Below are 24939 nucleotides of genomic sequence, written 5' to 3' on the forward strand. Positions count from 1 at the left end.
CCCCTATCATGCAATCATGATCCGCCCGACCCCCGCCCGCCGTGCTGTCCTAGGCCTGACCGCTGCGGCTCTGCCGCTCTCGCTGACCGCCGGCGCCGTGCGGGAGCCCGAACCGTCGATCGTGCTCGACGATGTGCGCAGGGTCGACGTGTCGGACACGATCGACGTTCCGGCGCAGGTCAACGCCCGCAACGCGGCGACCCTGCGCGCCCCCGCCCGCGGCACGCTCACCGACCTCGCCGTCGAGTCGGGTCAACTGGTCGAGGCAGGCGACGTCCTCGGCGTCATCTCCTCACCCCTCGCCCAGCAGCGGCTGGCGCGCGCCTGCACCGCGGCGAGCCGGGTCAAGAACATCAAGAAGATCGACCCCGCCAGCCTCGACGACCTCATCGACGACCGCCGCGACGCCGGCAACGAGCAGTACAACGCCGCGCGCGACAACGCCAAGCTGATCCCGTTCCCGCAGCTGCGCCAGCAGACCATCGACCAGATCAACGAGCAGCAGAGCACCTTCAACGACACCATCGACGACCTGGAGGACTTCACCGACGACGTCGACGACAACCTCGAAAAGATCGACGAGATCCTCGTCGGCATCAACGCCGTCACCCGGCTGCTGACCCAGTCCGCCTGCGACGCCGCCCGCCTCACCGTCGAAGGCCTCACCCTGCGCGCACCCATCTCGGGCACCGTGCAGCTCGGCGGCCCCGAAAGCAACACCGTCATCGCCTCACTGCTGGCCGACCGCCTGCCACAAGGCCCCCTGGCCACCCTGCTGCCCGGCCTGACCGGCATCGACATCGGCACCGGCGGCGCCGGTGACCCCGGCGTGGACGCCACCCCCCAACAAGGCGACCCGGTCACCGCGGGCAAGGCCGTCGTCACCATCGTCGACATGAGCGAACTGTCCGTCGTCGGCCAGGTCGACGAGACCGATGTGTTGTCAGTGAAGCCGGGCGACCAGGCTGACGTGTCCCTGGAGGCGACGCCGGGCACCCGCTACCACGCCACGGTGGCCTCGATCGACGTGCTGCCCACCGCGGCGGCGCGCGGCGGCGTGTCGTACCGCACCGTGTTCACGCTGCACGGCCCGCTGGACCCGGCACCGCTGCCCGGCATGACCGGCACCGCCCGCCTACCGCTGGGCGACACCGCCGCGGCGCTGTCGGTGCCCGCGGTCGCGCTGTTCGAAGAGGCCGGCAAGACGTTCATCTGGCTCGTGCGCGCGGGCAAGGCGGTCAAGCAGCTCGTCGAGGCCGGGGCCGTCGGCAACGACCGCCGGGAGATCCTGCGGGGCCTCGCCGAAGGCGACCGGATCGTCATCGCGGGACTGGAGCAGGTCACCGAGGGGATGACGGTCGAGTGACAACCCGCCCCGGCAACGTCAGGGGGCGGGTGCGTTCGCGAGCTGGGTCAGCGAGATCTTCATGGCATGCACGAACCGGTCCCGCTCCGCGGCACCGATCCGGTCGAGTGACAGGTACGGGTTGAGGTCCTCCAGCTCGACGAGCAGCAGTGCACCGTCGCGGGTGCGGCAGGCGTCGACGCGCTGGATGCCGTGGCGGACGTCGTTCCAGTCGACGAAACGCTGCGCGAAGGCCAGGTCGTCGTCGCCGGGTTCGTAGGGTTCGAGGACCCACCGCTGGTCCGGGTGCGGCGCGTACAGGGCGTACTGGAACGTGCGGCCGACGAAGTAGAAGGACACCTCGTGCCGGAAGTCGATGCGCGGCTGCACCAGCAGGTCGGTGTAGTCGAGCCGGTCCAGGTCGGCGCGGGGCACGAAGGTCAGCCCGACGGAGTCCGCCCCGAACTTCGGCTTGGCCACGTACGTCTCGGTGTCGGGCAGGCGGCCGAGGTCGGCGAACCGGTCGACGGTCGGGATCACCGGGTGGCCGGCCGCGAACAGGTCGAGCAGGTACTGCTTGCCTGCCATGTCGCCTTTGCCGGTGAGCTCGGTGAACACCCGGACTCCGGCGTCGGCGGCCGCGGTCCGGAACGCGTCGTGTTCGGCCCGGTAGTACAGGACCGGGCCGCTGTTGCGTACGGCGACGACGTCGAAGCCGTCCATCAGGGCGCGGGCGTCGAGGGGATGGCAGACGGCCAGGTCGAAGTCCTCCCGCAGCCGCGAGGTGAGGTAGATGTCCTCGTCGCAGTATCGGCGGCCACTCCCGCGGCTCGATCGGAACCTTCGACGTGGCCAACGAGCCGCGGCTGACGACCACGATCCACGTGGCCGGCGGATCGTTCGACGGCAACGGACCGAACAACCTGCGCAACCCGGCACTCTTCATCGGCGGCGACGACGACTTCGCCACGTCGAACGTCGAACGCGACTACACCAACACCCGCGTGCCGGTGTGGTTCAACATCCTCGACAACACCGACCACATCATGGCGACCCGCAACTCCCAGCACATCATCACCGCCTGGCTGCGATGGCACCTGGCCGACGAGGAGTTCCGCCGCACGGAGAACTTCCTCAGGTCGGGCTGCACCTTCTGCGACCTCGGCGAGGTCGCGTACAAGAACTGGTGACAGCGTACGGACCGTACGATCCCGCCCCGCCGCGATGCCGGCGGGGCGGGCGAGCCGGGTGACCCTGCCTGCTGAGCATGGGCAGGTCCGGCAGGCGGTGTCACCGGTGAACTTGGGGATTACGGTCATACGGTCGGCTCGGCACGGCGGCCTTCGTGAGATCAGGACGGGCAGGACATGGACCACGGCACCCGCGACGACGTGCTCGACTGCCTGGCGGAGGCGGTCGGATCTGTCACGGTCGCACACCCGACGCGGGTCGCCATCGACGGGCCGCCCGCGGCCGGCAAGACCACGCTCGCCGACGAGCTGGCCGACGTCTTGCGCAAGCGGGGCCGCGAGGTCATCCGCGCGACGATCGACGACTTCGTCTTCCCCCGGGCACGGCGCTATCCGCGCGGCGAGTACTCGGCCGAAGGCTGCTACCTCGACGCCCATGACCACGACGCGCTGAACCGGGTTCTGCTCGATCCGCTCGGTCCGGGCGGAGATCGACGCTTCCAGCACGCGGTCTACGACCGCACCGCGGACACCGTGCTGTCCCCGCCGGTCAAGCGGGCTCCCGCCGACGCCGTGCTCGTCTTCGACGGCGTCTTCCTCATGCGCCCGGAACTCGTCGATCGGTGGGACCTGCGCGTATTCGTGTCGACCGAGCTCGACAGAACCTTGGACCGTGCCGTGATCCGAGAACGTGGGGTGTCGTCACGCGCCGAAGTCGAACGGCGCTGGCGCGAGCGATACATCCCCTCCCAGCGGTTGTACTTCGCCGCGGTCCGCCCGACCGATCGGGCCGACATCATCGTGCACAACGACGAGCCCCAGCACCCGGTCTGGGAGACCCGGGGGCGCTGATCACCCGGTCAGGGAGTCAGTCGACGACCACGGCGGCCGCGGCCAGGGCACCGACGGCGGCCCTGCTGACGACAACGGCGGTGACCGTCACGGAAAGGGTTCCGACGATTGAGCCGACCCCGCGAGTACGGTCCGGCGGCGTGCCCGGCACGCCGTCGGAGCCCGCTCAGCTCCAGTCGTCGGTGCCACCCAGTAGATGGGTCAGCACGAGTCCGGGGTCGTCGGCCTCCGCGTCGAAGCGGTCGAATGTCGGGTCGTACCAGGACAGGAACACGAGCCGCCATGGCACCCGATATCGATAGGTGAAGGTCGCGGCGTCAGGCTGCTCGATGACGAGTTGTCGCCTACGCAGACTGCCGCGGTGGCGGACTGTCGTTTCCGGGCCTATCACCGTCTGGCGATCACCGATGCGGAGTGTCCTCCGTTCGCCGACCTGGCGAAGCTCGGCAAGCTGCCCGCCGAGCTGGTCGGCCCAGACGATCGTGTCCGGAGTCCCCGCGCCTCCGTCTCCCAACAGACCGCTCCCTTCGAGGTGAGTGTTCAGGTGCGCAGTGCGCGCACCGCGGTGGACGACATCTTCGCCAGCTCCGGACGGGTGGGCACGAACACTGTGGTGACTCCCAGCGCCTCATTCGTCGCTGCGAGTTCGTGCTCGCGCTGGTAGTCGGTGGAGTTCCTGACGCCGCGGACGATGACACCGCATCCATGGTGTCGGCAGTACTCGACGGTCAACCCGTGCCAGCCGGCCACCGTGACGTTTGCCCAGTCCGCAGGTAGCAGGCGGTGAATCTCCGTCGCCCGTGCCGCAGTAGTCTGGGACGGCTGTTTGTCGGCGTTGACGGCGACCAGGATGGTGACGTGGTCGAACATGCGGCGTGACCGGTCTACGACGTCGAAGTGGCCGGGTGTGAAGGGATCGAAGGTCCCGGGATATACCGCTCTGGTCGAGTCGAGACCGCCGGCAGACGCGTGAGCCATCGCGCCAGACTAACGCCGACATCGGCAAGCAGATCAGCTGCTCGCTTCGCGGACGTCCTTGCCCTGCTCGGCGAACGCCTTGAAGTCCTGCATGTGCTGGAGCGACTGCTTGCGGAAGACGCCGGGCAGCAGAAGTCCCACGAGCCGCATCAGCACGTTGTCGAACCGGTATTCGTTCTCACTCACCCAGAGCGTCGTCGCCGGGCCGGCTTCGGTCAGCCGTTCGCGCGCGGCGCTCCACATGCCCTCGCCGACGATCTCGCGGTCGAAGTGAACAACGCTGTCTTTCGGGATCCCGTGCAGGTCTGCCGGTTCCCGGCGCGTGATGGTCTCGGTGCACTCGATCTTCTGCTGGCCCATCTGCAGCACGACCCGCGACGTGGTGCCGACCTGCCCGTGCACCCCGCTCAGCGGCTCGTGCAGCACCATGCCCCGCAGCCACATCGGCAGGTGCGCCGGGTCGGCGAGCAGCTGGGCCACCCGCTCCCGCGGCAGGGCGATCTCGATCGAGACGGTGTACTTCACAGCGGAGCGCTCCGGGTTCGGCTGGTGAACGGCCGTCACCCTAGCAGCCTCGCCTGGCACTGAGCGTGTTCCGACCTCGTTTCTGCTGGTGAGCGGGTACCGGCAACCGACATGACGGACGGCGTCGTTCGAACTTGATTGACGGGGTGATCGAGCGGGTTCTAGGGTCGCGCGATGCGCCCCGGAGAGATCGTCGTCACCGTCGAGCAGGTTCGCGCGCTGCTCGACGAGCAGTTCCCCGAGTGGTCGGACCTGCCGATCGTCGCGCAGCCGTTGAACGGCACCGACAACGCGCTGTTCCGGCTGGGTGATTGCCTGACGGCGCGCCTGCCCCGGGCGGAATGGGCGGTCGGCCAGGTGGCGACCGACACGGCGTGGCTGCCGCGACTGGCGCCGCACCTGCCGGCGCCGGTGCCGGTGCCGATCGCGACCGGCCGGCCGGGCGGGGACTACCCGTGGCCGTGGACTGTCGTCCGCTGGCTGGACGGGCGCAATCCGCAAGCCGGGCAGAACCACATCGACCTGGCCGTCGACCTCGCCGGATTCGTGCGGTCAATGATCGCGATCGAGCCGATGGGCGGGCCGCTCAAGGAGGGCATCCAGCGCGGCGCGCCGCTGGCGCAGCGGGACGAGGTGACCCGCTGGTCGATCGGCGTGCTGGGGGACCGGATTGACGGGCGGGCGGTGGCCGCGGCGTGGGACGAGGCGCTCGCCGTGGACGAGTGGCCCGGACTACCGGTATGGCTGCACGGCGATCTCCTGGAAGGCAACCTCCTGGTCGACGACCGGGGCAGGCTCAGCGGGGTGATCGACTTCGGTGGTCTCGGCCGGGGTGATCCGGCGGTCGAGGTGCGGCCGGCCTGGGGCCTGTTCGATGCCCGTGCGCGGGCCGCCTACCGGGAGGCGCTCGGGTTCGACGAGGCGACCTGGGTTCGCGGGTGGGCGTGGCCGCTGTCGGGTTCGCTCTACTGGCTGGCGGACCTGTGGGACTCGATCAGCGCGCAGGATCGCGCGGACACGATCCGCCATATCGACTACATCGTGAGTAACCGCCACGGCTGACCGCGCCGTGTCTATGCGATCACGGTCGACCACGCCCCGGGGGCGTGGCCGGCCTGGCCGCGATGATTGCGGCCAGGCCGGTTTCGGGCGGCTACGGGTGCCTGATCGGTTTGAAGAAGTCTCCTGCGGCCATGTACGCGAACACGGACAGTCCGATCCGTACGCCCTGGTTGTCGGCGGAGCGGAAGTGGACGCCGCCCCAGATGCGCGCTTCGACGACCTCGGCCAGGGCCTTCGAGAAGCTCGGGAAGTGCCGTGTCGCGTCGGCGGCGGGGCTGTACGCGCTGAAGGAGATGTCGTCGCGCTGGTAGAAGTACGCCAGGGTCGCCATCGACGCGGACGTGAAGCAGGTGTGGCCCGAGGTGTACTCGGGGAACGGCGGTGTGACGAGCAGCGGCATCCAGTTCGGGTCGCCCGCGGTCGCCCGGTTGCCGTCGGTGTCGCCGAGCTGGACCGCTGTCACCGGCCGCCAGAAGTTCCAGTGCTCCTTCTCGGCGTAGCAGGCGATGAGGGCGTCGGCTTCGGTCATGTCGACCATGGCGAACATGCGCGCGGCCTGCAGCGTGTTCAGTCCGCGACTGGTCGCGACCTGGCGTTTGATCTCCCATTCGGTGAGCCGCCGGTCGTGCCACCAGATCGCGGCCGAGGTCTGGTCGGCGGTGCGCGCCGAGCTGTCGACCGCGCCGAGCCGTTTGATCTCGTTGTAGTCGCGGGTGTAGGCGCTGCTGGTGAGTGCGGGTGGTCCGGAGGTGCGGAACATGGACGCGCTGGGGAGCAGGAACGGTCTGACGTGCCCTGTCCACGCGCCGGCCGAGGCGAACGTCGGCGGTGTCGGGCGCCACTGGCCGGGCTGGGTGCCTGCCTGCCAGGTCTGCGACCCGAACGCGCCGTCGTTACGACGTGCCGCGACCATCGCAGCCGCCGCCTGCGCCCCCACCGCCACACCGCGCTGCTTGGGGGAACCGTCGGGTATCGCGGCCAGCGCGGCGTCGTACTGGGCCTGGAGCCGTGCCAGCTGAGCTGGGAACAACGAGACGAGCATCTGGAACGCGGCGGTCGCGACGGCAGCTTCGGTTGACTCCGTTCCGTCGGCGGCTGGTGCGCCGAGGTATGGCCGGTACGGCGTGCCCGCGATCGCGTTGACGGCGTCGTAGACGGCCCCGTGCACCATCGCGAAGCTGCGCGCCTGCTCGTTCGGCTGCTGCTGCGCGACGTCCCAGATGGCCTGCTGGGCGTTGGCGTCCCAGACGACGACCGGGTTGGCGGCGGCGGCCTGGGCGATCGGGGATCTGATCACCACCGTCGACGTGATCACAAGTGCGGCGGAAACGACGACACGCAGGACCGTACGCCTTGACATGAAGTTCCCCGTTCTGGACGTAGCTTGCCAGGCAGCACCAATCGAACCATTCCCATCAATTGAGTGCAATGGCAAAGGCGGGCATGGTTGACTTCTGCGATGTGATCGCTAACATTTACGCAGTCCGATAGGCTCTCGCCGCGCGAACCCCTCGTGGAGGGTCTGATGAGCCGTGTTCGAACACGACCGGCGAAGCGGCGCCGACTGGTTCTGGCGATGTTGGCCGCAGTGACGCTGCTGGTCACCGGAGGACTCGTGGTCCATCCGCAGGAGCGCGCCCTGGCGTGGGACAACGGCGTCGCGTCCACCCCGCCGATGGGCTGGAACAGCTACGACGCGTTCAACTGGAGCGTCACCGAGGCCGACGTCCGGGCCAACGCCGACTACATGCGCGACAACCTGCGCCAGCACGGCTGGCAGTACATCGTGATCGACTGGGCGTGGTACTACCCGGGTCGGCACAACAACAGCCCCAACCAGGACGCGAGCCTGCAGCCCCGGCTGCGCATGGACGCCAACGGCCGGCTGCTGCCCGACACCACACGATTCCCGTCCGCGACGGGCGCCAACGGCTTCAAACCACTCGCCGACTACGTGCACGCCCAAGGCCTCAAGTTCGGCGTACACCTCATGCGGGGCATACCCCGCCAGGCGGTCGCGGACAACGTGCCGATCCTCGGCACGAGCTGCCGTGCCAACCAGATCGACAACAGCACCACCGCGGCCTGGCTCAACCTGATGTGGGGCCTCGACATGTCCAACAGCTGCGCGCAGGCCTACCTGGACTCGGTGTTCCAGTTGCTGGCCGGCTGGGGCGTCGACTTCGTCAAAGTCGACGACATCGCCGCGCCGACCTACCGGCAGGCCGAGGTCGACGGATACCGGCTGGCGATCCAGCGCAGCGGCCGCCCGATGGTGCTGAGCCTGTCGCCCGGCCCGACACCGGTCGCGAGCGGCTCGCACGTGCAGGCCAACGCGCACATGTGGCGCATCGTCAACGACCTGTGGGACAACTGGTCCGCGCTGGACGCGCTGTTCGACCCGCTGCGCGCCTGGACGCCGTACCGCGCCACCGGAGCCTGGCCCGACCCGGACATGATCCCGATCGGTCGGCTGTCGAAGTACGGGCCGGTCGGCTCACCGCGCTACTCCGGCCTGACCGCCGACGAGCAGCGGACCCTGATGACCCTGTGGGTCATCAACCGGGCGCCGCTGATGTGGGGAGGCAATCTGGTCGAGAACCGGGCCGCCGAACTCGCGCTCATGACCAACGCCGCGGTGCTCGCCGTCGACCAGAACAGCACAAACAACCGCCAGATCACCGCCGGCACCCGGCAGGTCTGGGCCGCCGACGTGCCCGGCACCAACCACCGCTACCTGGCGCTGTTCAACCGCGAAGGCGCGACGGCCACCGTGACGGCCAACCTCGCCGAACTCGGCGTCGGCTCGGCCACCGTCACCGACCTGTGGTCCGGCGCGAACCTGGGCACGGCCACCGGCACCTTCAGCCGCTCCCTGCCCGCCCACGGCTCCGGCCTCTACCGCATCGCGACGCAGACCACCACCCCGACGCCGCCGCCGACCCCCACCTACACGCTGACCGCACGGCACAGCGGCAAGCTGCTCGACGTCTACAACGCCGCCCTCACCGACGGCGCGAACGCCGTTCAGTGGGCCGCCAACGGGCAGTCCAACCAGCGGTGGCAGTTCCGCGACGTCGGCGGCGGCTACTACCAGGTCGTCAGCCTCAACAGCGGCAAGTGCCTAGACGTGTACGGCGGCGCGAGCGCCACGGCCGACGGGGTGCGCGTGGTGCAGTGGACCTGCGGCACCGGCACCAACCAGCACTGGCGCATCCAGGACGTCGGCAGCGGATACTCCCAGCTCGTCGCCCGCCACAGCGGCAAGTGCCTGGACGTGCTCAACGCGGCCACCACCGACGGCGCCCAGGCGGTCCAGTGGACCTGCGGCTCCGGCACCAACCAGCACTGGCAACGCAGCCAGGTCTGACGTCTTGCCTGGCGGCCTTCGCCGCGACCTGCCGTGTGGCTCAGCCGAGCCGCACGGCAGGTTCACGCCCGCCCGACCGCGACCCGGCCGGTCAGTCCGCGGCGAGGTGGCGTTCGACGGTGGCGATCTTGGTGTGCAGCGCGCCGCTGACGCCGTCGCGCCAGTCCAGTTTCAGGACGAGGCCCACGCGTGGCGACTTCGCCTTGACGGCCTCGGTGGCGGCCTTGATCACGGCCATCACCTCGTCCCAGGACTCGCCCTCGACGGTGGTGAACATGGCGTCGGTGCGGTTGGGCAGGCCGGAGGCGCGGACCACCCGGACCGCCTCGGCGACCAGTGCGCCGACGTCCTCCCCGGCGCCGACCGGTGAGACGGAGAACGCGACCAGAACCGACATGATCACGAGACTACCAGGATCCGCACCGCACTCCGGCCCATGGCTCTGCCGGTAGCGAACTGGGCTGTCGGGCAGCCGCGCGCCTGGCTATAAAGGAGCCATGTCGAATCCGGCGGAGCGGGCACACGCCCAGGCGGCTCCGCGTCGGGTGCTGTTGCGCTCGGCGCTGGGCGAATCACTGCGGCGCCTGCGCCTCGAACAGGGCCGTACGCTGGCCGAGGTCGCGCTGGCGGCGCGGATCTCGATGCCGTACCTGTCCGAGGTCGAGCGCGGGCTCAAGGAGGTCTCCTCCGAGGTGCTCGCGGCGTTGTGCGCGGCGCTGGGCGTCGACCTGTCGGAGCTGCTCGTCGCCGTCGCCTTCCACATCTCGGCGAGCAACACCGCGACCACGGTGCTTCCGGTCCGGCGGATGACCGCGGGACGGTTCGACGTGGCGCCGCCGACCCGGCGAGCCGGCGACGCCTACGCCCTGGCCGCCTAACCTTCCGGCGTCGTCTTCACGGTGGAGATGACCTGATCGGCCAGGCCGTACGCGACGGCTTCGGCGGCGCTGAACGTCTTGTGCCGGTCGAGGTCGTGCCGGATCTTCTGCGTGGGGTGACCGGTGTGCCGGCTGAGGATGTCGTCCATCTCGGCCCGCACCCGGGACACGTCGCGGGCCCGGATCGCCAGGTCCGGCAGCGTGCCCTGCGCCACGTCGAACGAGCCCTCCTCGGTCGACGGCTGATGCAGCACGACCTTGGCGTGGCGCAGCACCGAGCGCTTGCCGGCCGTCCCCGCCGCCAGCAGCACCGCCGCCGCCGAGGACGCCTGCCCGATGCACAGGGTGGCGACGTCCGGCCGCACGTACTGCATCGTGTCGTAGATCGCGGTCAGCGCGCTGTAGGAACCGCCTCGCGAGTTGATGTAGAACTCGATGTCCTGGTCGGGGCTCTCGGACTGCAGATGCAGCAGCTGCGCGATGATCACGTTGGCGACGTCGTCGGTGATCTCCGTGCCCAGGAAGATGATCCGCTCCGACAGCAGCCGGGAGTAGATGTCGAAGGCGCGCTCGCCGCGCGAGGTCCGTTCGACGACCGTGGGAATCGTGTACTGGCCCACCGCCCTACACCCCCATCCGCTGCTTGACCACGCGCGGGCGGATGTCGTCGAGGCGTTCGACGATGTGATCGACCATCCCGTAGTCGAGCGCCTCCTGCGCGCTGAACCAGCGGTCGCGCTGCCCGTCCTCGACGATGTCGGCCACCGGCCGGCCGGTGTGCTCGGCGGTCAGCGCGCTCATCAGGTTGCTGATCCGGTCCAGCTGCCCCGCGTAGATCTCCACGTCGGCGGCGGTGCCGCCCAGGCCGGCCGACCCCTGGTGCATGAGGATCTGCGCGCTGGGCAGCGCGAACCGCTTGCCCGGCGTGCCGGCGCACAGCAGGAACTGCGCCATGCTCCCGGCCAGCCCCATCGCGACGGTGATCACGTCGTTGGGGATGAGCCGCATCATGTCGTACACGGCCAGCCCCGCGAGCACGGACCCGCCCCGCGAGTTCAGGTACAGCGCGACGTCGCGGCGCGGGTCTTCGGCGGACAGCGCCAGCAGCTGGGCGCATATCCGGTTGGCGATCTCGTCCTCGACGTCGGATCCGAGCACGATGATGCGCTCGTGCAGCAGTCTCTTGCTGAGTTCGTCGTCCAGCGTGGCGGTGACACCCATGTGTGCACTCCTGTTCCTCGGGCTGTTCGTTCTCCACGATCAGGCCCGGGGGTGCGGTGTACCAAGGCGATCTGCTGACAGCGACTTAGCCCAGAGCAGAGGCGGTCGGGCAGGTCGGCGTTGCGCAAAGGATTGTCCGGTCGCCGCCCCGGGCCGTGAGATGAACGCCGTACCGCGGCGGTCGACGACGTGTGGTCTCGGCCGCCGTGGCTCCGGTGTCTGCACTGCGAATTTCGGGAGCACATGGTGCGCAGAACTCCGCGCCTTATCGCCGCCGTCCTGCTGGCGGCTGCTGTATTCCTGCCGGGGGCGTCCCCGGCCGCGGCCCGGCCGGACGGCCGGCTCACCGCACGCAACCTGCCCGCGAACGGCAAGGTGCTGTTCTACCTGGGCCAGGACAGCACGACGCTGGCGGACTTCGCCACCGACGTGCTGGACGCCGACCCGGGCTTCCCCCGCCCGGCGGGCGTGACGCTCTACACCAACCTCGTCGGCGCGCCGATGAGCGGCATGTTCCAGCCGACCGACTATGGGGCGGGCGAGAACGACTTCCCGGCCACCCTCGCCGAGTACGGCGGTGGCCTGGCCGTGGGGCTGTTCCTGTCCGACCCGGCGGCGCAGTCGCCGCTGCGGGCGTACGCCGGCGTAGCCGACGAGGCGAGCACCGCCCGTCACCGCCGCTGGCTCGACGAGTTCCTGACCTATCTGGACCGCACCGGCAGGCCGGTGTTCCTGCGGATCGGCTACGAGTTCGACGGGACGTGGAACGCTTACGAGCCGCAGTTGTACAAGGACGCGTTCCGGTACATCGCCGGGCGCATCGACCGGCCACGCGCCGACCGCATCGCCACGGTGTGGCAGACGGCGGCCTGGCCGCACGCCGAGCAGGCGCCCTACGCGCCGACCGCGGCCGGGCACTGGGACCTGTGGTACCCGGGCGACGAGTACGTCGACTGGGCCGGGATGTCGCACTTCTACGGCAGCGGGTATGCCGCGCACCAGTGGGAGTGCGCACTGGACCGGGTCGCCGCCGCGCCGCTCGCGGTGCAGGACTCGCTGCTGGCCTTCGCCCGCAGGCACCGCAAGCCGGTCTTCGTCGCCGAGGCCGCCCCGCAGGCGTGCGCGGTCGGTGAGCACACCGCGGGCTGCATCCTCAAGGACGAGGCCACCGGCGGCGCGCACCCGGTCGTCCCGGTCGGGGCCGAAGGAGTCTGGGACGGGTGGTACCAGCCGTTCTTCGACTACATCCGGGCCAACCGGGACATCATCCGGGGTGTCTCGTACATCAACACCCACTGGTCGTCGCAGAGCATGTGGAACTGCGTGCCGGGCAGCTGCCCCAACGGCTACTGGGGCGACAGCCGCGTGCAGGCCGATCCGCTGATCCTGCAACGGTTCCGCGGTGAGTTGCGCAGCGGGCTGTTCGAGACGGGGCAACGGGGGCGGCCGCGGCCGTTCGCGGTGCCGGACTTCTCGGCGGCGGGCCGGTCCGAGGGCGAGTACGCCGACCTGCCGCAAGGCGGCACGACCGGCATCGCGGTCGCCGACGTGACGGCGTCGGGGGAGCGGACCGCGCTGGTCTACGCCCACGGGGCGGCGCTGGAGTTCGACGGCCTGCGCCCGGCCCGCGAGATCACGGTGCGGTATGCGACCACGACCGACAACGTGAAGCTGACGGTGCTGGTCGACGGGGTCGCGGCCACGACCGTGGCGCTGCCCAACCAGGGTTCGGCGACCGCCTGGGCCACGGCCACGGCGACGGTGCCGGTGCGGGTGCCCGCGGGGGCGCGGGTCGCGTTCCGGCTCGACGACGGGTACGTGGTCTGGATCGACTACATCACGCCGGGGCAGCTGCGGCCGTCGCGGCTGTGAGCCGCCGCCCGCGCTGCTCACCCGGACGTGCTCGGATGTAGACCTGAGGCTCCGTTTTTGCTGCTCCGGCAGTGGGAACGGAGCCTCGGCCGGCGGTGCCCCCCAGACTCAGCCGAAGGCGTACGCGAAGACAGCGGCGCTGAGCACGAGCATGCCGGAAGCATTGACGAAGAGGTTGCGCCCGAAGTCGCGCGCACGGATGTGCATGCCGATGGCGACCAGGAAGTACGCGATCAGCGCGCCATTGGTGACCGCCGCGAGGTAGGGCACCCACAGGCCCGCCAGCAGTCCCGCCGCCGCGGCGAGCTTGAGCGGCGTCAGCAGGCGCCAGTAGCGCCGCGGGAAGCGGACCCCCTCCAGGCACTGGGCGACGAACCGCACCGGCTTGACGCACCATGCCGCATCGACGAGCTGAATGAGGGCCAGCACTGCCACCGGCCATACCGGATCGGGATGAGCGAGCATGGCGACACGCTAACGCGGGGCCGAGGCCGAACTGTCCGACTGGGTCTCAGATTCGGGCACGGATCCACTCGGGTTGCAGGATCGTGTCGAAGGCGATCTCGGCCGCGCCGCGCAGCGGGCCGATCTCCCCGACGGTCGCCGCGAGGATCCGGGGCGGGGCGGCGCGCCGGAACGCCATCAGCCCTTCGGCGCAGGCCTGTTCGATGAGGTCGCGCCGTAGCCGGATCAGGTCCACGCCGAGCCCGGACAGGGTGATCGCCTCGGGGTCGAGCGCGTTGGCCAGCGCGCCGAGCCCGCGGCCCAGGGCCGTGGCGTTGTCGTCGACGGCTCGGCCGGCCTCGGCGTCGCCGTCCTCGGCTCGGGCCAGGATCTCGCGTCCGAGCTGCCGGCCGGCGCCGTAGCCGGGTTCTTTGCCGAAGCGGCGCAGCAGCGCGTTGGTTCCCACGTCGAGGCTCCAGCATCCGCGCACGCCGCACATGCACCGCAGGTCCGAGCCGGTGAGCGGCATGTGTCCGAATTCGCCGGCCACGTTGTGCGCGCCGCGCTGGGCGTCCCCGCCCAGCAGCAGGGTCCCGCCGATGTCGAAGTCGAGGTGAAAGTGCAGGGCGGTCCCGGTGGCGCGCAGCGCTCCCCGGCGGGCCTCGGCGAGGCCCGCGAGCCGGGCGTCGTTGTCGACGACGGTCGGCGGCCAGTCGTCGCCGAGGTGGGCGTGCAGATCCACGTCGTCCCAGCCGAGGTGGGAGATGTGCAGGTGGCGGTGGTCGCGGATCGGCCCGGCGATGGCGATGCCGAGGCAGGCGAGCTGACCGGTGGCGTGTCGGCGCGTGGCCGCGCGGAGTGTGTCGAACACCGCGGGGGTGCGGTCATGTTCGCCGTTTTCGAGCGTGGTCAGTCTTCCGCCGAGTTCGAGCTGTGCCAGGGTCCAGGTGTCTTCGCGGATGTCGGCGGCGAAGGCGACGGGTCCGTGCGGGTGGGGCAGGAGCAGGCTGGTCGGCCGGCCTCGGCCGGCGGCTTCGGCGGGGATCTCGTGCAGGAGTTCGGCCGCCTGGAGTTCGCCGACGAGTGCGGCGGCGGTGTTGCGGCCGATGCCGAGCAGTCGGGCGGCGCCGGCGCGGGTGAGTGGCTCGTCGGCGTCGTGGACGGCGCGCAGGAGCCGGGCCTGGTTGTGGACGCGGAGGTCGGCGCTGGTCTGCAGCTGCGGCATGCCAGGCATTATCACCTGCCGACCGAAAATGTTCACGACGAGGACATAAATCTCGACTTTGGCGGCTCGCGCTGTTAAGTTCTTGTCGCGTACAAAATCATCGACCCCGCTAGGACGGCCATGAGCCCCGACACCACCGCCCTGCGCCGAGCCCGCGGCGGCGTCTTCGGCACCTTCGCGACCTCCGGGTTCGTCATGGGTGCCTGGGCCGCCGCCCTGCCCTCCGTCGACCGCCGGCTCGGCCTCGGCGCGGCCCGCCTCGGCACACTGCTCCTGCTCATCCAGGTCGTCGGCCTGGCCTCCATGATCATCGCCGGGAAGATCGCCGATCGGATCACGACCCGCGGCCTGCTGCGCTGGACCGGCCCCGCCACCCAGCTGGTCCTCATCGCACCGGCGCTCGCCCCCGACTACCGGACGCTGCTGGTCTGCGCGGCGCTCTACGGCATCGGCGTCGGTTTCGTCGAGGTCGGCCTCAACGCCCACTCCGTCGAACTCGAACGCCACTATCGGCGGCCCATCGTCTCGTCCTTCCATGGGTTCTGGAGCCTCGGCGGTGCCGCCGCGGGCGCGCTCACCTCCCTCGGCCTCACCCTCGGGCTCGGCAACCAGTCGATCCTGGTGATCGCCGCGCTGGCCTGCACCGCCGCGTTCGCCGCCTTCACCCGACCACTGCTACCGCCCCCGGGCCGGGCCGACGGCGACAGCGCCGCCCCGGCCAGAGCCGGCCGCCTCGGCGTGATCATGCTCGGGGCGATGTTCGTGCTGGGTCTCGGCGGCCACCTGATCGAGTCCGGCGCCATCGACTGGGCCAACCTGCACGCCGCCCGCGTGCTGGACGCCGACGATGCGCTCGCGCCGCTGGCGTACACGGTGTTCGCCTGCGCCATGACGGTGTTCCGCCTGCTCGGCGACCCGATCCGGGCCAGGCTCGGCCCCGGGCGCGCCATGCTTGGCGCCGGAACCCTCGCCACCGCCGGCTACGCCCTCGTCCTGGCCTCCGGCGCGGTCGGCGGCCTCGGCCTGGCGTGGGCCGGGTGGCTGCTCGCCGGTTGCGGGATCGCGCTGATCGTTCCGGTGCTGTTCAGCGCCATGGGCCAAGCCGGGGGCTCGCCGTCGGACATCGCGCTGATCTCGATCAGCGGTTCCACCGGCATGCTGCTGGGTCCGGCCGCGATCGGATACATCGCCGACGCCGCCGACCTCACGGTCGCGCTGATGGTCCCCGCCGCGCTGGCGGCGGCGATCGCCGTGGTCGGACCGATCACCATGCGCCGCCTGCCGAACAGCGCGGTCCCGGAGACCGCCGAGGTCAGGACTCCGGTCGCCGCGGCCAGGTGAGCCGACGATGGGCTGGCGCTCCTAGCCGCGATCGTCCGATGAGGAGGTGGTCGGCCGTAGCCGCCTGGTGTCCTCCAGCAGGTGGACCAGGTTGGAGAGCTGGGCGCTGGTGAGCCGCCGGGCGTTCCAGGCCAGTGCCGCGAGTTCGGCGCTCGCCGGGTGAGCTGTTGCCTGCTCGTGCACCGGGCCGACGCCGGTGAGCGCCACCAGGTCCGCAGGTGCGTACCCGAGCAGGTGCGCGAACGCGGTCACGTACCGCGGGGTGACCACGACCCTGCCCGGTCCGAGCATCGCCACGGTGGAATCGGCCACGTACGGCCCGTCGCCGACTTCGGCCAGGAGCCGCGCGTTGGGGCGGATGTTGCGGTTCCTCAGCAGCCGTATCAGCAGCGCGCCGGGCTGGTCGGGGAAGCCGTCGTCGGGGGCGGTCTCGGTGCGGGGCTCGGCCGGTAGCGAGCGGATCGCCTCGTCCAGCCGGCTGCGTCGCTCCGGGCTCAGCGCCATGGCGTACCTGAGGATCGTGCCCACGTTCCAGGGGCTGGTCGGCCAGGCCGACGCCAGCTCGGGCGGCACGGGCAGGCCGGCGATGACGAACAGGTCGGCGACGTGGATGTTCAGCGCGGGCACCAGTCGGTGCAGGAGATCCGGGCTCGGGGCCGCGCCCTTGAGGATCGCCGCCAGGTCGGCGTCGGGCACGGCGGCCGCCCGCGCCAGGTCGGCCGTCATCGCTTCGATCGTTTTGAGAGCGTCCGGCCGTCGTGCCGACAGAAGCCGCCACAGGCGTACGCCGAAGAGCGATCGCTCGGTCATGACCGCCGAGCGTAGCCCGCGCCGCGCCTGCGTCCGGGTGCGCCGCCACGCCGGCCGACGCGTCTCATCGTCCCCGGCGGAAGCGATCTCGGACCTACGGAGAGTAACCGTCATCGGGTCCTTCCGTCTCTCGCTCTCCGCTCCGCGTCTGACGTGCTCTTTACCTGCTGGTGCACGTTTGGCCTTGTCAACAATGGTGAGTTTGGAAGCTGCCAGATTACGGGAACGCTCCCATAATCGAGAGTCGCCTATTGACTGGCTCGGGCTGATGCCCTACGGTACGCCTTGGTAAGCGCTTACCCGATTACGCACCGTCCCATCCTCGCCGCCGAATTGGATCATCGGCGGACCCTACGGAGGAGCCTCATGCAGACATTCCCAACGGCCCGGAAGCGGCGACCGCGGCTACGCCTGACACTCGCGATGGCCACGGTCGCGACCGTCGTCGGCGGCGTCGCACTGGCCGCGATGATGCCGGCCTCGGCCGCCACCATCGACACCAGCGCTTACTACCAGCTGGTCAACGTGTTCAGCGGCAAGGCGATCGAAGGCAGCGGCGGCGCCGTCGTGCAGCGCACGTCGGACGGCTCGGCGTCCAACCAGCAGTTCCAGTTCCTCGACATGGGCAGCGGCTACTACCGCCTCAAGTCGAAGGCGAGCGGCAAGGTCATCGAGATCGCGGGCAGCAGCACCGCCGACGGCGCGACCGTCCAGATGGCCTCCGGCGCCGGCAGCACCGCCTACTACCAGCAGTTCTCCCTGCTGGACAACGGCAACAACGTGGTCCGGTTCAAGAACCGCAACAGCGGCAAGTCGCTCGACGTGTGGGAATGGTCGTCGGCTGACGGGGCCCGGATCTCGCAGTACCAGGACCTCAACGGCACGAACCAGCAGTTCCGGCTCGTCAAGGTGGGCAGCGGAGGCAACCCGACGCCCGCCCCCAGCCCGACCGGTGGCAGCGGCGGTCCGAGCACCACGTGGCCGTCCTCGGCCGGGTCGGTCAGCATCTCGGGCACCATCAGCGTCTCCGGCACCTTCGACGGCGGCATGAAGACATACTGCTGCATCGGCGACGGCGGCCAGGGCGAGAGCCAGGACCCGATGTTCAAGCTGGCCAACGGTGCCACACTGCAGAACGTCATTCTCGGCTCGCCCGCCGGCGACGGCGTGCACTGCGAGGGCACCTGCACGCTGCGCAACGTGTGGTGGAACGACATCGGTGAGGACGCCGCCACGTTCAAGGGCACCGGCGGCGGCACGTCGTACGTCATCGGCGGCGGTGCACGCTCCGGCAGTGACAAGGTGTTCCAGCACAACGGCAACGGCACCGTGAGCATCAGCAACTTCTATCTGAAGTCCGCCGGCAAGCTGTACCGGGCCTGTGGCAACTGCTCCAGCTCGTACCAGCGCAACGTCAAGATCGATAATGTGATCCTGGACGACATCGACATGGTCGCCGGCATCAACAGCAACTGGGGTGACATCGCGACCATCACCCGGGTCACCCTGATCAACAGCTCCAGCGCGACCGTGTGCGGCAAGTACAAGGGCGTGCCCAAGGGCAGCGAGCCGTCCTACCTGGGCGAAGGCTGGAACGACAGCAACTGCAAGGTCAAGGAGAGCGACATCACCTACCGGTAGGCCGGCACCGGCCTGACCGAGCCCTGAGACAGGCGGCGTCCGCCGACCGGTGGACGCCGCCTGCGCGTGCCGCGGCGTCGGAGCCCGGCGCTATCGTCGGCCGGCGACCCGATCACGGCGAAAAGCGAGGCAGGCCATGCACAGTCCCGGAGCGCTCCTCGGCGGCGGCCGCTACCGCCTGGACGAGCGGATCGGCGCGGGCGGCATGGGGGAGGTGTGGCGGGCTACCGACACGGTGCTCGGCCGGGTCGTCGCGGTGAAGACCGTGCTGCCCGCCCTGCTCGACGATCCCGGGTTCGTCCGCCGGTTCCTCGCCGAGGCACGCGCGATGGCCGGTGTGCGCCACCGCGGCGTGGTCACCATCCACGACTACCACGGCGACGCCGATGGCGCGTACCTGGTGATGGAGCACGTCGCGGGCGAGTCGCTGTCGCAGACACTCGCCCGGCACGGCCGGCTGACCGCCGAGTCCACCCTGGCCATGCTCGCGCAGACCGCCGAGGCGCTGCAGGCCGTCCACGACCAGGGCATCGTGCACCGCGACGTCAAACCCGGCAACCTGCTGGTACGCCTCGACGGCACCGTCGTGCTGACGGACTTCGGCATCGCCCGCGCGCAGGAGCACACCTCGCTGACCACGCCGGGCGGCATCCTGGGCACACCGTCCTATCTGGCTCCGGAACAGGTGCTCGGCCGACCGGCCGATGCCCGCAGCGACGTCTACGCGCTGGGCGTCGTGGCCTACGAGTGCCTGGCGGGACACCGACCGTTCACCGGCGACAACCCGTTCGCGGTCGCCATGCAGCGGGTCGGGCAGCCACCGCCACCGCTGGGCGACGATGTCCCCGCGCCCGTGGCCGCCCTGGTCGACCGGGCACTCGCGGTCGATCCAGAGCTGCGCTGGCCGTCGGCCGCCGCACTGGCGGAGGCCGCCCTCGGCGTGCTGGACGGCGCAGCGCCCGAGGCGTCGGCCCCGCTACGGGCCCCGCTACGGGCCACGGGCACGGGTCCGGGCCGCGCATCCGGCACGATCTCCGCGCGCCGCCGGATCCCGACTCTCGTCGCGGCGGCGGTAGCGCTCGTCGTGCTCGCGGGCGGCGGCCTCGCCGGTTGGGCGGTGTGGGGCCGGGACGACGCGTCGCCGGAGTGGACGGGGCCGACCGGGCCCACCACCGATCAGCGGGTCCCCGCCGGGTATGTGGCCTGCGGCACGGCCGCCTGCCCGCCGACGCCCGAGTGCTGGGGAGGCCTGACCACGATCGGCAGCACGATGCACCGGCCGAGGCGGATCACCTGCGATCAGCCGCACTACTGGGAGACGTTCATCGTGGGGACTCTGCCGGCCGGGGCCGAGTTCCTCGAGCCCGAGGAGTTCGCGAACCGGGCTGATGTCGTCGCCTTCTGCTCCGCGCAGGCCGTGGCGCAGCGAACCAGGCCCGGCGCCACGACCGCGAACTGGCTGCGCCAGGCCTGGCCGGTCCAGATCGACCAGGACACCTGGCTGCTGTACTGCCTGGCCAGTCCAAGCGTGGACGGCGAGACCACGAAATCGGTGTTCCAGCCCGGCTGACCGTCACGGGAGACGACACGAGGAGGCCGACGCCGTCCTGATACACAGTGCCGAGAACAGGACGTTTGCCTCGACCGGCCGCGTCGGCACTGGCTACGGTCACGGCACATCCACCCGAGACCGGAGGCCGTGATGCTGCCCAACCCACTCGTCAACGTCGTCGTCGTCAACGTGCCGAGTTGCGACATCCAATTCATCGTCCCGAACACCAACCCGTTCGGCGACCAGGTGTTCCCGGGCCCGCGGCGGCCCTGGGAGGACATCGCCTGGTTCCACGGCACCGACGCCGGCGCCGCCGCACAGATCGCCGCCGACCGCCGCTTCAACCCGGCGGCACCCGGCGGCTACGGCAAGAGCTACGGCCAGGGCAACTACTTCGCCTTCTGCCAGTGCCGGGCGGCCGCCTACGGCGAGTTCGTGTTCAAGGTGGACCTGACCGGCAAGAACCTCCTGCCCGTGACCTCCATCGAAACCATCGACCCGCAGAACCTGGCCCAGCGGATCCCCAGCCTCAGCGGGGCCCAGCACCAGTCGCTGGCCGAGGAGTTGCGCCGCTCGACCAAGCCCAACAAGTCGAACGTGGTGGCCCCGTGGGCCCAGCAGCAGGGGTTCGACGGGCTGTTCCTGCGCGGGATCGACGAGGTGTGCGTCGCGACGGTGTTCACCGCCGTGGCTGCGCCGAACGACCCGATCCAGCGGCTCAACAAGTGCACCGTGGACCACTCGAACCAGATCAATTGACTGCTCCCCCGCCTGAAGGCGGGGGAATCTTCCCGTCTTCAGGCTGTGGGGATTTCTGGCTCAGGCAGCCACTGGAGCCGACGGCTCGGGTGGTCTTGCGCCCTCAGCGCCAGCAGGGCACAGACCAGCCCTGACAAGCATCACGCGGGCGGAGTTCTTGTCCCGCGGGGACACGGCTCCGCACGTGGTACAGGTGTAGGTGCGCTCACCCAGCGGCAGTGCATGCTTGGCTCTCGTCATGCAGTGCGCGCAGTCCATCGTGGTGTACGCGGGATGTACGGGCCGGACATCGCGGCCGTGCTTGCGGGCCATCTCGACCAGTGCGGCCTTGGTGGCGCCGATGGCGGCGTCAGCGGCCTTGCGGGCCATGGTGGTCTTGGCGAGGAACTTCGGCCGGAAGTCCTCCACCGCGATGCGGTCATGGTCGCGGACCACGGTCTTCGCCCACTTGCGGCCGGTGTCCTGCCGCTGCCGGGCGAGCTTCTTGTGCAGCTTCGCCGCCAGCCGCTTCGCAGCCCGGTAACCCTTACTCGCGGGCTTGCCCTTGGGCGGCTTACGCCGGGCCATCATCCGCTGGTACCGGGTCAGTCTCGCCTGCGCATTGCGGCCGTGCTGCGGGTGGGGCAGGTCGTGGGCGTCGGAGGTGGTGGTCGCGATCTCCTTCACACCCCAGTCCACGCCGATCACACAGCCGGTGGCGGGCAGCGGTTCGGCCCGCGTGCCGACGACGAAGCTGGCGTACCAGTGCCCGATGCCGTCCTGGTAGACACGCACCGAGGACGGGTCGGCCGGCAGTTGCCTCGACCACACAGGCGTCAGGACGATGTTCCCGGCCAGGTGCAGACGGCCGTCCTTGAGCCGGAAACCACGCCGGGTGTAGTTCAGGGAAGGGCGGGCCTCACGCTTCTTCTTCCACTTCGGCATCCCTGCCCGGCGTGCCATCGGCAGCCGGGCCTCGATGTCCTTGAACGCCTTCGCACGCGATCTGCCGAAATCGCGGATGACCTGCTGCTGCGCGACCGACGAGCCCTGCACGAGCCAGGGCGTGGTCCTGCGGGCCTCGGTCAGCATCTTGTCCAGCTGCGCCGGGCCGCAGGTCAGCTTGTCTTCGGGATGCTCCCGGTTGTGGGCGTGGACGGCCTGGGATTTGGCGACGCATTCATTCCCGATCCACCGACAGCGGTCCCACTCGCTGCTGAGCAGCTTCTCGGCGGTGGACGACACGCGCAGCCGATAGGTGTACCGGGCGTGCCCGGTGCCCTGGCTCGGCTGCGTGCTCACGGCGGCCACTGTAGTGGCGTGGTACGACAACAACAGCCAGTCCGCCCGACGCGCATCGGCTGCTCTCGTCCCACCACGCGCGAGTCCGGAATCCGCCCCGGCATGAGGCCGGCGCATCCTCCGGAGGATCTGGTGACCAGATCCGTCCGGCCGAGCCGCCAGTCCGGCAACGCGCTGACGGTGCTGCGCCTTGCCGGCCGGCTGATCCGTCAGGCCTGCACGACGGGCGGTCGTATCGCGGCGGAGGTGCGGCGCAGGGTGACGGCGATGTCGACGATGACGAACACGACGACCAGTAGGAGCCCGAACTTCGCGGCGCCGTCGGCGGCCTCGGCGACGAAGACGGGTCCGGCCGCGAGCCACCAGCTCAGCAGTACGAGCCAGCCCAGATTCAGGAACAGGCTGATGCGGCGAGTGCGCCTGTTCCAGCGTCCGGCGATCAGCACGGCCATGAGCACGCCGAAGCCCGCGGCCCACATCGGCAGCACCCACGCTGCCCGCTGGAGCAGGAACTGCTGATCGAAGGTGAACGCGTCGAGCAGCGGCTGCGGCAGGCCGGGGGCCCAGACGGCGAGCCAGGGCAGCGCGATCATGAGGGTGGCGCCGGCCGCGCCGGCGGCGAGCCCGAGCACGATCGCCGGTCGGCTGGCGTGGTCGCGGTCCACGGTGCGCCGTGGTGTCCACGGCTTGGCCTCGGTGCGGTGCCGGCCGAGCGCGGCGCTGATCAGCGTGAGGGTGATCAGGAAGCCGGGCCACCAGAACGAGCCCAGTCCCCAGCTGAGCCACCAGGTGGTCAACCGCCCCCACCAGGTGCCGGCGTAGATCCAGCCGTCGGCCCGGACCGGGCCGGTGAGGGCCGCGGGCAGTGTGATCGCCCATTGCAGGGCCAGGCCGCCCAGTGCGAGCCGGGCGAACCGCGGCGCGTCGGCGGGGCGGATGACGGTGAAGCCGGCGGGCCGGTAGCGGTCGGCGACCTCCTGCGGGTGGCCGAACGCGGTGAGCATCTCCAGCGCCATGGCCGTGTCGGCGGGCCGGCCGCTGTCGGCTGCGCGCCCGTCGAGGTCCTCGTTCAGCAGGGAGCGGAGCTCGAAGCCCACGTCGTGGCGTTGGCGGCGCGGAAGGTGGCGCACGACGTCGCCGACGTATGTCTCGATGACGGCCTTGGGGTCCATGTCAGCCTTTCTCGTCCACTAGGAGGTCCATGACCGACGTCAGCGACCGCCAGGCCCCGGTCAGCTCGCGGTAGATCTCGGCGCCGTGTGCGCTGAGCGTGTAGTAGCGGCGCGGGGGGCCGTCGTCGGCCTGCCACACGGAGGCGAGCAGTCCCTGGCTTTCCAGGCGCCGCAGGAGCGGGTAGAGGGTGCCCTCTTCGATCGGCATGCCGCGTTCGGCCAGTGCCTGGCGTAGCGAGTAGCCGTACTGCTGGGTTCGCAGTTGCGACAGCACTGCCAGGACAAGCACGCCTTTGCGCAGGTCCTGTTCCAGCTTCGGCAACTGCCCGACGGGGCCATCTACCATGCGAGCTACAGTACATAGCGCCGCACAGTAAGGCAACGGAACGTCCGGCGGAGCCGGCCGGTCGGGTGCGGCGGTTCAGCAGCCACCACACGATCACCGGGTCCTCGGTGAGATCAAGGTCGAAGCCGGTGAGTTCCTGGAATCGGCGTACCGGATACTGGCTGCCGTCAGCATCCGGAATCCAGCGGCGACGGGGGACAGTGATGGCAGCCGGGTACTACCACGCAGACACCGAGAACGGCGACCACATCGACGACCCGTCCGAGGACGCCCTCTACATGCTGATCGAGGACCTCGACACGACCGACAACACGTTTGTCATCGTCGAGCCGCCCGGCGAGGATCCCGCCTGGTACGCGTCGGTTTCGTTGCTGGACGACGGCCGCTACGAGGTCGAACGCAAACACCTCGAGCGGCGGTTCCACGAACTGACCGTCGAGACGGACCGCGACAAGATCGCCAGAGAGCTGACGATCTGGTTCGCGAGCCGCTGACGCCTCAGCCGCCAACCGGCAACTCAGGATGCGGTGAAGAGTTTCGCCGCGCCTACAGCACCGGAGCGGTCCGCAGCCGGCTGACGCCGTATGCCGTGCCACGCCGAACGGAGGGCGGACAGTTCGGTGCGAGGAAACGGCCGCCCCCATGCGGACAGGTAGCCGGCCTCGCCGTGCTCGGCGTCCACCGCGTCGAAGGCCCGGATCACGGCGCGGGCCAGGACCGTGAGCGGCTGACGGCTGGTCCATACGGTCGTGCCTGCCTCGTCTGGCAGGTCACGGGTGCGGACGTGGCTGAGACGAATGTCGACCTCGGACCGGTCGCGCTGGAAATTCAGCCGGTACGCCGCCGGCTCGGCCTCGAACTGGACCCGGCTGTGCGTCTGGCCGAGAACGATGCGAGCCACCGCGGTCAGGAACTCCTCAGGTCCATCCGTCACGTAGGAGACCAGTGCTTCACCGTACGCGGCATCGTCACGCAGGGCACACACGGCCCAGCCGTGGTGCTGCAGTCGCCAACCCACCCGCATCGGGCAACGGTGCCTCGGAGCAGCAAGGGAGTCAACGGATTACCGGCTGTG

Annotated in this window: 26 protein-coding genes and 1 pseudogene; 12 read left to right on the forward strand and 15 right to left on the reverse strand. The window is 70.2% G+C overall.

Features of this window, described 5'->3' with window-relative positions; genetic code table 11:
- Positions 1 to 16: 16 nt before the first annotated feature.
- Positions 17 to 1366, forward strand: coding sequence for an efflux RND transporter periplasmic adaptor subunit (locus AB0B66_RS13870; protein WP_360528086.1), 1350 nt, complete (start codon positions 17 to 19; stop codon positions 1364 to 1366).
- An 18-nt stretch (positions 1367 to 1384) separates the two neighbouring features.
- Here AB0B66_RS13870 and AB0B66_RS13875 read toward each other — a convergent pair whose 3' ends face one another.
- A complete protein-coding gene (locus tag AB0B66_RS13875; protein ID WP_360528089.1) occupies positions 1385 to 2068 on the reverse strand; it encodes a hypothetical protein in 684 nt (227 codons plus the stop codon).
- A gap of 125 nt (positions 2069 to 2193) precedes the next feature.
- Between AB0B66_RS13875 and AB0B66_RS13880 the strand changes: the two genes are divergently transcribed.
- Together AB0B66_RS13880 and AB0B66_RS13885 are read left to right on the forward strand one after the other, a co-directional pair.
- On the forward strand, positions 2194 to 2535 hold the full coding sequence (locus AB0B66_RS13880) for a hypothetical protein (RefSeq protein ID WP_360528092.1): 342 nt from the start codon (positions 2194 to 2196) through the stop codon (positions 2533 to 2535).
- Between the two features lie 177 nt (positions 2536 to 2712).
- A complete protein-coding gene (locus AB0B66_RS13885; RefSeq protein ID WP_360528095.1) occupies positions 2713 to 3387 on the forward strand; it encodes a uridylate kinase in 675 nt (224 codons plus the stop codon).
- 166 nt (positions 3388 to 3553) lie between these two features.
- Here the strand turns inward: AB0B66_RS13885 and AB0B66_RS13890 are convergent, their stop codons facing one another.
- From AB0B66_RS13890 to AB0B66_RS13900, 3 genes are read right to left on the reverse strand one after another with little or no spacing between them, the layout of a single operon-like run.
- Complete coding sequence (locus AB0B66_RS13890; RefSeq protein WP_360528098.1) at positions 3554 to 3901, reverse strand: hypothetical protein; 348 nt, start codon at positions 3899 to 3901, stop codon at positions 3554 to 3556.
- A 26-nt stretch (positions 3902 to 3927) separates the two neighbouring features.
- Positions 3928 to 4365, reverse strand: coding sequence for a pantetheine-phosphate adenylyltransferase (coaD, locus tag AB0B66_RS13895; protein WP_360528101.1), 438 nt, complete (start codon positions 4363 to 4365; stop codon positions 3928 to 3930).
- A 33-nt stretch (positions 4366 to 4398) separates the two neighbouring features.
- Entirely contained in the window at positions 4399 to 4890 is a 492-nt protein-coding gene (locus AB0B66_RS13900; RefSeq protein ID WP_360528254.1) for an SRPBCC family protein, read from the reverse strand.
- A gap of 174 nt (positions 4891 to 5064) precedes the next feature.
- On the opposite strand from AB0B66_RS13900, the gene AB0B66_RS13905 reads away from it, so the two are divergent.
- Positions 5065 to 5952, forward strand: a complete 888-nt coding sequence (locus tag AB0B66_RS13905; protein WP_360528104.1) for an aminoglycoside phosphotransferase family protein — start codon at positions 5065 to 5067, stop codon at positions 5950 to 5952.
- A gap of 91 nt (positions 5953 to 6043) precedes the next feature.
- Here AB0B66_RS13905 and AB0B66_RS13910 read toward each other — a convergent pair whose 3' ends face one another.
- Entirely contained in the window at positions 6044 to 7252 is a 1209-nt protein-coding gene (locus AB0B66_RS13910) for a phosphatase PAP2 family protein (protein ID WP_360528107.1), read from the reverse strand.
- A gap of 276 nt (positions 7253 to 7528) precedes the next feature.
- Here AB0B66_RS13910 and AB0B66_RS13915 point away from each other — a divergent pair, with 276 nt between their 5' ends.
- Positions 7529 to 9322: an alpha-galactosidase gene (locus AB0B66_RS13915; RefSeq protein ID WP_360528110.1), complete on the forward strand. Its 1794-nt coding sequence runs from the start codon at positions 7529 to 7531 to the stop codon at positions 9320 to 9322.
- A gap of 91 nt (positions 9323 to 9413) precedes the next feature.
- Here AB0B66_RS13915 and AB0B66_RS13920 read toward each other — a convergent pair whose 3' ends face one another.
- Positions 9414 to 9719, reverse strand: a complete 306-nt coding sequence (locus tag AB0B66_RS13920; RefSeq protein WP_360528113.1) for a thiamine-binding protein — start codon at positions 9717 to 9719, stop codon at positions 9414 to 9416.
- Positions 9720 to 9819: 100 nt separating this feature from the next.
- Here AB0B66_RS13920 and AB0B66_RS13925 point away from each other — a divergent pair.
- Positions 9820 to 10065 (forward strand): annotated as a pseudogene (locus tag AB0B66_RS13925) (helix-turn-helix transcriptional regulator); the annotation flags it as partial.
- A 131-nt stretch (positions 10066 to 10196) separates the two neighbouring features.
- Here AB0B66_RS13925 and AB0B66_RS13930 read toward each other — a convergent pair.
- Together AB0B66_RS13930 and AB0B66_RS13935 are read right to left on the reverse strand one after the other, a co-directional pair.
- Entirely contained in the window at positions 10197 to 10820 is a 624-nt protein-coding gene (locus AB0B66_RS13930; RefSeq protein ID WP_360528116.1) for an ATP-dependent Clp protease proteolytic subunit, read from the reverse strand.
- 4 nt (positions 10821 to 10824) lie between these two features.
- Positions 10825 to 11421, reverse strand: a complete 597-nt coding sequence (locus AB0B66_RS13935) for an ATP-dependent Clp protease proteolytic subunit (RefSeq protein ID WP_360528119.1) — start codon at positions 11419 to 11421, stop codon at positions 10825 to 10827.
- A gap of 246 nt (positions 11422 to 11667) precedes the next feature.
- Between AB0B66_RS13935 and AB0B66_RS13940 the strand changes: the two genes are divergently transcribed.
- Entirely contained in the window at positions 11668 to 13293 is a 1626-nt protein-coding gene (locus AB0B66_RS13940) for a carbohydrate-binding domain-containing protein (protein WP_360528122.1), read from the forward strand.
- A gap of 108 nt (positions 13294 to 13401) precedes the next feature.
- On the opposite strand, the gene AB0B66_RS13945 is transcribed toward AB0B66_RS13940, so the two are convergent.
- Together AB0B66_RS13945 and AB0B66_RS13950 are read right to left on the reverse strand one after the other, a co-directional pair.
- Complete coding sequence (locus tag AB0B66_RS13945) at positions 13402 to 13758, reverse strand: DoxX family protein (RefSeq protein ID WP_360528125.1); 357 nt, start codon at positions 13756 to 13758, stop codon at positions 13402 to 13404.
- A gap of 46 nt (positions 13759 to 13804) precedes the next feature.
- On the reverse strand, positions 13805 to 14962 hold the full coding sequence (locus AB0B66_RS13950) for an ROK family protein (RefSeq protein WP_360528128.1): 1158 nt from the start codon (positions 14960 to 14962) through the stop codon (positions 13805 to 13807).
- A gap of 120 nt (positions 14963 to 15082) precedes the next feature.
- On the opposite strand from AB0B66_RS13950, the gene AB0B66_RS13955 reads away from it, so the two are divergent.
- Positions 15083 to 16303: an MFS transporter gene (locus AB0B66_RS13955; RefSeq protein ID WP_360528131.1), complete on the forward strand. Its 1221-nt coding sequence runs from the start codon at positions 15083 to 15085 to the stop codon at positions 16301 to 16303.
- 21 nt (positions 16304 to 16324) lie between these two features.
- Here AB0B66_RS13955 and AB0B66_RS13960 read toward each other — a convergent pair whose 3' ends face one another.
- Positions 16325 to 17113, reverse strand: coding sequence for a hypothetical protein (locus AB0B66_RS13960; RefSeq protein ID WP_360528133.1), 789 nt, complete (start codon positions 17111 to 17113; stop codon positions 16325 to 16327).
- Between the two features lie 366 nt (positions 17114 to 17479).
- Here AB0B66_RS13960 and AB0B66_RS13965 point away from each other — a divergent pair, with 366 nt between their 5' ends.
- From AB0B66_RS13965 to AB0B66_RS13975, 3 genes are all read left to right on the forward strand, one after another.
- A complete protein-coding gene (locus AB0B66_RS13965) occupies positions 17480 to 18754 on the forward strand; it encodes a pectate lyase (protein WP_360528136.1) in 1275 nt (424 codons plus the stop codon).
- 136 nt (positions 18755 to 18890) lie between these two features.
- A complete protein-coding gene (locus tag AB0B66_RS13970) occupies positions 18891 to 20324 on the forward strand; it encodes a serine/threonine-protein kinase (protein ID WP_360528139.1) in 1434 nt (477 codons plus the stop codon).
- 132 nt (positions 20325 to 20456) lie between these two features.
- Positions 20457 to 21065: a hypothetical protein gene (locus AB0B66_RS13975; protein ID WP_360528142.1), complete on the forward strand. Its 609-nt coding sequence runs from the start codon at positions 20457 to 20459 to the stop codon at positions 21063 to 21065.
- A 60-nt stretch (positions 21066 to 21125) separates the two neighbouring features.
- On the opposite strand, the gene AB0B66_RS13980 is transcribed toward AB0B66_RS13975, so the two are convergent.
- The 3 genes from AB0B66_RS13980 to AB0B66_RS13990 all read right to left on the reverse strand — a co-directional run bounded on the left by AB0B66_RS13980 (position 21126) and on the right by AB0B66_RS13990 (position 23864).
- Positions 21126 to 22346, reverse strand: coding sequence for a transposase (locus tag AB0B66_RS13980; protein ID WP_360528145.1), 1221 nt, complete (start codon positions 22344 to 22346; stop codon positions 21126 to 21128).
- A gap of 209 nt (positions 22347 to 22555) precedes the next feature.
- The gene (locus tag AB0B66_RS13985; protein ID WP_360528147.1) at positions 22556 to 23518 is read right to left on the reverse strand and encodes a hypothetical protein; all 963 of its coding nucleotides are present in this window, start codon (positions 23516 to 23518) and stop codon (positions 22556 to 22558) included.
- A gap of 1 nt (position 23519) precedes the next feature.
- Entirely contained in the window at positions 23520 to 23864 is a 345-nt protein-coding gene (locus AB0B66_RS13990) for a PadR family transcriptional regulator (protein ID WP_360528150.1), read from the reverse strand.
- A 203-nt stretch (positions 23865 to 24067) separates the two neighbouring features.
- Between AB0B66_RS13990 and AB0B66_RS13995 the strand changes: the two genes are divergently transcribed.
- The gene (locus AB0B66_RS13995; RefSeq protein ID WP_360528153.1) at positions 24068 to 24358 is read left to right on the forward strand and encodes a hypothetical protein; all 291 of its coding nucleotides are present in this window, start codon (positions 24068 to 24070) and stop codon (positions 24356 to 24358) included.
- A gap of 23 nt (positions 24359 to 24381) precedes the next feature.
- On the opposite strand, the gene AB0B66_RS14000 is transcribed toward AB0B66_RS13995, so the two are convergent.
- A complete protein-coding gene (locus tag AB0B66_RS14000; protein WP_360528155.1) occupies positions 24382 to 24888 on the reverse strand; it encodes a hypothetical protein in 507 nt (168 codons plus the stop codon).
- Positions 24889 to 24939: the final 51 nt, after the last annotated feature.

This window comes from Catellatospora sp. NPDC049111, assembly GCF_040648615.1.
GTDB lineage: Bacteria > Actinomycetota > Actinomycetes > Mycobacteriales > Micromonosporaceae > Catellatospora > Catellatospora aurea.

Bases quoted from the DNA above. Each gene is read 5' to 3' on its own strand.
- AB0B66_RS13920 (WP_360528113.1), bottom strand. From the start codon at position 9,719: ATGTCGGTTCTGGTCGCGTTCTCCGTCTCACCGGTCGGCGCCGGGGAG.
- AB0B66_RS13885 (WP_360528095.1), top strand. From the start codon at position 2,713: ATGGACCACGGCACCCGCGACGACGTGCTCGACTGCCTGGCGGAGGCG.
- AB0B66_RS13985 (WP_360528147.1), bottom strand. From the start codon at position 23,518: ATGGACCCCAAGGCCGTCATCGAGACATACGTCGGCGACGTCGTGCGC.
- AB0B66_RS13905 (WP_360528104.1), top strand. From the start codon at position 5,065: ATGCGCCCCGGAGAGATCGTCGTCACCGTCGAGCAGGTTCGCGCGCTG.
- AB0B66_RS13960 (WP_360528133.1), bottom strand. From the start codon at position 17,113: ATGACCGAGCGATCGCTCTTCGGCGTACGCCTGTGGCGGCTTCTGTCG.
- AB0B66_RS13875 (WP_360528089.1), bottom strand. From the start codon at position 2,068: ATGGACGGCTTCGACGTCGTCGCCGTACGCAACAGCGGCCCGGTCCTG.
- AB0B66_RS13970 (WP_360528139.1), top strand. From the start codon at position 18,891: ATGCACAGTCCCGGAGCGCTCCTCGGCGGCGGCCGCTACCGCCTGGAC.
- AB0B66_RS13915 (WP_360528110.1), top strand. From the start codon at position 7,529: ATGTTGGCCGCAGTGACGCTGCTGGTCACCGGAGGACTCGTGGTCCAT.
- AB0B66_RS13995 (WP_360528153.1), top strand. From the start codon at position 24,068: ATGGCAGCCGGGTACTACCACGCAGACACCGAGAACGGCGACCACATC.
- AB0B66_RS13975 (WP_360528142.1), top strand. From the start codon at position 20,457: ATGCTGCCCAACCCACTCGTCAACGTCGTCGTCGTCAACGTGCCGAGT.
- AB0B66_RS13945 (WP_360528125.1), bottom strand. From the start codon at position 13,758: ATGCTCGCTCATCCCGATCCGGTATGGCCGGTGGCAGTGCTGGCCCTC.
- AB0B66_RS13965 (WP_360528136.1), top strand. From the start codon at position 17,480: ATGCAGACATTCCCAACGGCCCGGAAGCGGCGACCGCGGCTACGCCTG.
- AB0B66_RS14000 (WP_360528155.1), bottom strand. From the start codon at position 24,888: ATGCGGGTGGGTTGGCGACTGCAGCACCACGGCTGGGCCGTGTGTGCC.
- AB0B66_RS13955 (WP_360528131.1), top strand. From the start codon at position 15,083: ATGAGCCCCGACACCACCGCCCTGCGCCGAGCCCGCGGCGGCGTCTTC.
- AB0B66_RS13870 (WP_360528086.1), top strand. From the start codon at position 17: ATGATCCGCCCGACCCCCGCCCGCCGTGCTGTCCTAGGCCTGACCGCT.
- AB0B66_RS13990 (WP_360528150.1), bottom strand. From the start codon at position 23,864: ATGGTAGATGGCCCCGTCGGGCAGTTGCCGAAGCTGGAACAGGACCTG.
- AB0B66_RS13935 (WP_360528119.1), bottom strand. From the start codon at position 11,421: ATGGGTGTCACCGCCACGCTGGACGACGAACTCAGCAAGAGACTGCTG.
- AB0B66_RS13950 (WP_360528128.1), bottom strand. From the start codon at position 14,962: ATGCCGCAGCTGCAGACCAGCGCCGACCTCCGCGTCCACAACCAGGCC.
- coaD (WP_360528101.1), bottom strand. From the start codon at position 4,365: ATGGCTCACGCGTCTGCCGGCGGTCTCGACTCGACCAGAGCGGTATAT.